3 protein-coding genes are annotated in these 6,365 nt (G+C 35.5%); all 3 read right to left on the bottom strand.

Features of this window, described 5'->3' with window-relative positions:
- Nucleotides 1–2: 2 nt before the first annotated feature.
- The 3 genes from IQ247_RS09955 to IQ247_RS09945 all read right to left on the bottom strand — a co-directional run bounded on the left by IQ247_RS09955 (nt 3) and on the right by IQ247_RS09945 (nt 6,275).
- Nucleotides 3–1,613 carry a PfaD family polyunsaturated fatty acid/polyketide biosynthesis protein gene (locus tag IQ247_RS09955; RefSeq protein WP_193919445.1) on the bottom strand — a complete coding sequence of 537 codons (1,611 nt, stop codon included), beginning with the start codon at nt 1,611–1,613 and terminating at the stop codon, nt 3–5.
- Between the two features lie 88 nt (nt 1,614–1,701).
- A complete protein-coding gene (locus IQ247_RS09950) occupies nt 1,702–4,491 on the bottom strand; it encodes a PfaB family protein (protein ID WP_193919444.1) in 2,790 nt (929 codons plus the stop codon).
- A 65-nt stretch (nt 4,492–4,556) separates the two neighbouring features.
- Nucleotides 4,557–6,275, bottom strand: a complete 1,719-nt coding sequence (locus IQ247_RS09945) for an SDR family NAD(P)-dependent oxidoreductase (protein WP_193919442.1) — start codon at nt 6,273–6,275, stop codon at nt 4,557–4,559.
- Nucleotides 6,276–6,365: the final 90 nt, after the last annotated feature.

Genomic DNA, 6,365 nt, shown 5'->3' with positions numbered 1-6,365 from the left:
CCTCATCCGGGGTGATATTGAGCAAAACGTGGGGGTAATTCTAATCCTTGTAATTTGAGGTTTTGGATTCGGTATAAATATACTGTTCCGGTGAGGATATGGTAAGCAATATCAACGACGTGTCGATTTTGTGGTTGAGCAAGATAAGTGTCTTTTACCCAGTTGTTGAAAGCTCCCATTGCTGGACCACACCAAATTTGATAGTCGGTTTCTCTTCCTTGTTCTCCGGAGTTTGACCATCGGGAGGATAAACCCAGATACCACCGGAAAATTAATGCCATTTTGAATTTAGGATTTTTATTAGCTCTTTCTAACTTTTGGGGACTACGTTGTGATAAATATGTTTGAGTACTTTGCCAAACTGCATCCAAACTTTGACGAAACACTTGTTTCTCTACCTTTTCTCTTTCTACAACAGGGATATCCTCAATCGAATCATAACGCTGATAAAGTTCATATAATTTTTGCGATCGCATTCCAAAAAGTGTTCCCCGTTTAAGTACTTGCAATTTGACTCCCATTTCAAACATATCAGCGGCTGGTGCCATGATTACGTCTGTCATTTCCGCTTGTGCAAGCAATTTTTTGGTATATTCAGAGGTTCCTGCTTCTACACAAGATTGATTGATGGAACCTGTCACTATGTAAGCTGCACCCATCATCAAAGCTGCTAATGCTGATTGGGGAGTGGCTATTCCTCCAGCTACACCTATTCTTACGGGATATTTATATCTGTATTCACCCTGAATTTCATCCCTGAGTTCGAGTATAGAAGGCAACAAACAAACTAAAGGACGATTATCTGTATGTCCACCAGAATCTGCTTCAACGGTGATATCATCAGCCATGGGAACTTTTTGTGCTAAAGTTGCCTGTAGTTGGCTAATTAAGCCTTGATTGACCAGTTCTTCAAGTATTTTGGATGGTGCAGGAGCAAGGAATTTACTCGCTACTTCTTTGCGGGAAACTTTGGCAATTACTTTGTGATTAATTTCAATTTGATTATTACTATTCAGACTTAATCCAGCGGCACGATAATAAACGATTGCGGGGGTTAAATCCAGGAAAGCGGAGGCTTCAACGGTTTTAACTCCATATTGTATATACAAGTCTACTGTACCCCGTTCCATTGCCGGTTCGCTGGGACTATGGAGGAGGTTAAAAGCATATGGTCCTTGTGGTAAAGCTTGTTGAATAGTCTTGATTGCAGTTTCGATACGTTCGGGACTCAACCCACCAGCACCAAAGGAACTGAGAATTCCGGCTTTTCCAAAAGCAATGACTAATTCTTCGGAAGCAATCCCACCAGCCATTGCACCTGCGGTATAAGCGTATTTTACTTTATGGAATTCAATAAAGTTTCTGTCCCCTAATTGTTCCATTGTTAGAGGTGGTAGTGCCATGAGTAATTCTAATTGTTCTGTTGGATGAAATTGATTGGTAAATCCAATTTTTCCATTGACTCTCACAACGTAACAAGGTTTATTTAAAGTTAATAATTTACTTTTAATTCCTGTTTCATCAAAGACAATATCTTGATGACTATTTGTCAGTAAATTAGTCGGTTGTGAATGATGTCCATTTTTTTCCGGAGCTATATTGATGCTAGTCATATGGTAATGGGTAATTGGTAATTGGTAATGGGGAATTGGTAATTGGTAATTGGTAATTGGTAATGGAGAATTGTTAACTGATAACTGTTTACTGATAACTGTCCACTGTCAACTGAAACTCAACCATTTTTACCATTTGTGCAAATGATGATTGTCTGTTTTTTAAAAAAGCTAGATGAGCTTGGCTATTTTGTTGATTAGCTTCACTGATTTTTCGGGAATTAGATTGAATAAATTTTGATGTTTTATCATTTGCTAATGTTGAATTTATTGTTTTTATGGAATTTATTGGATTTATTTGTTTATTAAGACTAATACTCTGGTGATTTACTGTTTGAGGAAATACTTTAATATCTTGATATTCTGGTACATTTAATATTTGTGTATTTCCACCGTGAAAATTTACAGATGTATACCATTCTTCCATAGTAAATTTACTCCAATAACGTGAAGATAAAGTAACCATTACTTCCTGATATTGATTTTGAATTTTGCTCAAATCAACCTTATTTTTCATCTCCTTATCACTAATAGGAGTTGCTCCCCGTGATGTTTCTAAATATATTTTTTCCGGCTGTTGCTGTTCGTATAAAGCCGATAATGATAAAGAAACTCGATGAGAAAAAAGTTGAGCTAAACCTCTAACTAATGTTGTATGTTCCGGAACTCCGCGACGATTGAGAAATATTGTGGTATGTTCTCGTTGTTTAAGATTTTCACTAATCCACCGTGAACAAGCGTTTCCAGCCCCTACTTCTACAAAAATTTTCGCACCTGAATCATATACACGATTTATTAATTGAGGAAAATCAAACTGTTGACACAACACTTTGGCAATACTATGACTCATAACCTCACTATCAAGGTTAAGCTGTCCGTAATTTGATGCTGAATAAAAATCTATCTCTGGTTGGTTGTTAATAGATAGGGTGTGTAGTTTTACAAGTTCATCGTATTCGGAAGCCATTGCTTCACAGTGGATGACATGATTAAAAGGTGCCGGAATCGCATTACATCCAATTGCTTTAATTACTCTCTGACAAGCTGCTATCTCCCCAGCAATCACCATTTCTTGCGCTGTATTAATCTGAGTTAAATAAACCCTTGGCTCTTTTTTCAGTTGTTCTTTAACTTGGGAAACATCAGCCATTAACACGTAGTTACCCCAAAATTCTCCTTTAATTTTTTCTTGTGTTAATCCCCAATATTCCCGTACCGCATTTTTATCACCTGATAATCTTGTGGTAAATAGTTCCGAGGAATTCAAACTGTTGCTAGTTTGGTTAAAACCAGTCCAAATTCCTTGGGCGATCGCCATACTAACTTCACCCAAACTGTAACCAAAACAAGATTGAGGTTGTAGTGCAAAATAATCTTTGAGAATAGCACTCATCAATGCCGCAAAACCAACTTCGGATTCCAACATCGACAAGGGATTATCTATTAACTGCTGTTCTACAACCTCTAATTGTCTTTTAGTCAAAGCGGTTAAGCTACGGGGATAAAGAAGTTTTTCGATATTAGCTACACGATTGTACAAATTTTCAATGACTGGAGAATCCCAAATTTTGGGAAATAAGCGGAATAAATTCCGAGCTATTCCGATATAGGAACTGTAAGCACCGGGATACACAAAAGCTACTTTACCTTTTTTCCCTAATGGTTTAGCAGTGAAGTAGCTACCTACAGGAGTTTTCCATTCTCCCCCAGTTTCAAAGGCATTCTTAACACCTTTGAGAGCGCTTTTTATTTCTCGTTGCAATTCATTGTGATTGCGTCCGATAATCGCTACAGCATAAGCTGCATTTTTATGTTGTTGATAATATCTATAAGTTTGTGCTGCGGCAATATTAAGAGAATCGCTCTGTGATATTGTTTTTTCTAGTTGTTGAATTTGTTCTAATAAATTAGAAGATTCATCCGCAGCTAAGGGAAATAAATAATAAGGTATTTGCGACAAATATCTACTGTCGCGTTGTTGATATGGTGCTTCTGATAAAATTAAATGAGCTACATTATCGTTATTTAAATTATTAATAGCAGCAATTCTTTTACTAGTTTCTGTTGATAAAAACCAGGGTTTTGATTGATTATCAACATAAAAAGGACTGTTTTCCCATAGTTCGGGATATTTAGGATTAGACCATTTAGGTACGGGGGGAATATAGCGATAGTATAGGCATAAAACAGTTTTGATAACACTTTCAATTTCTGATATTGAGCTATTATCGATATTATCTTTGACGCTACCTACTGCACAATTTAATTTTACTCCACTTTGATAAGCTGTAACTAATCCTTGAATTTCTAACTTTTTTGGTTCTAAAATACTATTACTACAAATTTCTAAATAACCAATATCTTCAGGTTTCACTCCAGCAATGTTAAAAGTTTGCTGACAAGTTTGGGTAATTCTTTGTGCGGTTGGGGAAGTATTTTGAGATATAGTTAATGCATCAATTATGGCATAAATAGGTTGATGTTTTTTCTGAGCATCAGCATACAATTTTAAGGCTAATGCAGCAGTATGAGAAATAATCACAACTGTGTCTACTTCTCTAATGATAAGTAGTTTTTGTGCCATTTTTATGGCGTTAAATACAGTTTTTGATGTTGCGGTATGAGTAAAGGGAAGATTACTAAGTTCTGTTTGTGAAATATTTTGGTCGGGGGTGATTATTACTGCTATTTTATTATTTGTATCTATTTGGGCATTTTTGGCTATTTCAATTATTTTTAAGTTGGTTTGGGAAGAAATATTATATTGTTTTCCTTCATAAATATTGCGTTCAAAGTTATCTAGTTCTTTGGATGAGTTACTGTTGATGTTGATACCAGTTATGGCTATTTTGTGATTTTGGTGATTTATATTTACCATGGATTTTTCGTCTAGTTTTCTATATGTTTATTTCCTAACGGCAGAGAAAAGATAACTGATAACTGTTAACTGATAACTGTTAACTGATTAAATATTGTTGCTTTTGCTTGTTGCATTTTGTTGTATATTTTTCCTTGGTTATCATGAGCGATGATTTCGGCTGTTGCTGTTGTTTCGGTTTTGGTTTTGATTTGACAGGTAATATAAAATGTTTGGTCAAAGGGGATAGAAGCAAATTGTTCGTAATTAACTATTTCTGAAGGTAAGCAACCACATTGATGGAAGTTTTGTACCCATAGCCAAAGTGAATGTATTTCTACGTCAATGATGTAAGGGTTGAAGGTTTGGACGGGAAATTGTCCTTGTTTTTCTAGGTCTATAGTTGGTAGTTTACATTGAATAGTGATTTTTTCGGAGTTGATATTTAAAACTTTTTCTACTCCTTGAAAACACGCACCGTGAAATAAGCTTGCTCCTCCTTGTTGATATATTTCTGTTTTAGATGTAAATTTTGCACTATTTACTGTTAAATCTAATGATTCGTACAGTGGACGTTGAATGATTTGCTGTTTAAGTGTGATTCTAGTGCTAAAGTGATAACGGGTTTTACCTTGTTGATTTTGACTCGATATTTTGGCATCAATTATAATTTCATTACCATTATTTTTAGCTGTTTCTTGTAAGTCTAAAATATATTCTTCTGCTAAATCATCATTAAATACAATTCCTTTTAAAACTTTGTAGTTTTGACAGCTAAAAAATTTATATCCTGGATAAAGTTGTTCACAGGTATTTGTAATCCAATTAATTGCACAAGTTGCTGGCAAAACTGGATAACCTGCAATTGCATGGTCGTGTAAAAATGGATTATCTTTTAAGTTTAAATGACGACGGATACGAATTTTTTGTAATTCTGAATTTAAAGCAACAGGAAGAGGTGTTAGGGGAGAACCGATGATTACTTGTACTTCTTTATTTTCAGTTACAAGTTCTTCAACTAACATTTGTGTCCCGACTTCCACGGGAATTGTCTTGATATTACGTCTCTCAAATGCTTGTTTGAGTTCTGAACTCACCATACCACTATCCCAAGGTCCCCAATTAATTGCAACTACATGACAATCGGGATATTTTTGTTTCATTGAATAAGCTGTTTTATTCAAAGTTTCATTCGCAATTGCATAATCTGTTTGTCCCGCATTTCCATAAAATCCCACCACCGAGGAAAATAAAATCAAGGAATCTAATTGACTCGGAGATATACAATTTAGTAAATTATTTAATCCTTTAACTTTGGGATTATAAACTCGATCAAAATCCGATTCCGTTTTCTTTTCAATCGGTTTATCTGCTAAATTACCAGCACCGTGAATGATTGCAGTTATTTTACCTAACCTTTGTTGAACTTCAGTTAATTTTTGTTGCAATGCATTTTCATCGCTAACATCAACACTGATATATTCAGCTTCTCCTCCCGCTTGTTGAATAGCTGTGATAGTTTGTTCAATTTCCCGTTGAGAAGCAATTGCTTGATACTTTTGCTGTACCATCATTGGCTTTGGTTTCTCACCCTCAGCCAAAAGTTGTTCCAATATTCGCCGTTTTAACTCTACTTCCGAACTACATTCTCGCACCCAATCCGGTTCCGGAATATTATCATCTAATGGCGATCGCCCTAATAAAACAAATTTACATTTATACTGTTGCGCTACTTTAATAGCCGATTTAGCAGTGATTCCTTTACCACCACCAGTTATTAGACAAACTGTATTTTGATTAATCATGATTATCAGTTGACAGTGGACAGTTGACAGTTATCAATTCTCAACTCCTAACTCCTAACTCCTCACTCATAACTCCTCACTCCTAACTCC

Origin of the sequence: Plectonema cf. radiosum LEGE 06105 (assembly GCF_015207665.1) — a bacterium.
GTDB lineage: Bacteria > Cyanobacteriota > Cyanobacteriia > Cyanobacteriales > Nostocaceae > Rivularia > Rivularia radiosa_A.
This window is presented reverse-complemented; position numbering and strand designations above follow the sequence as displayed.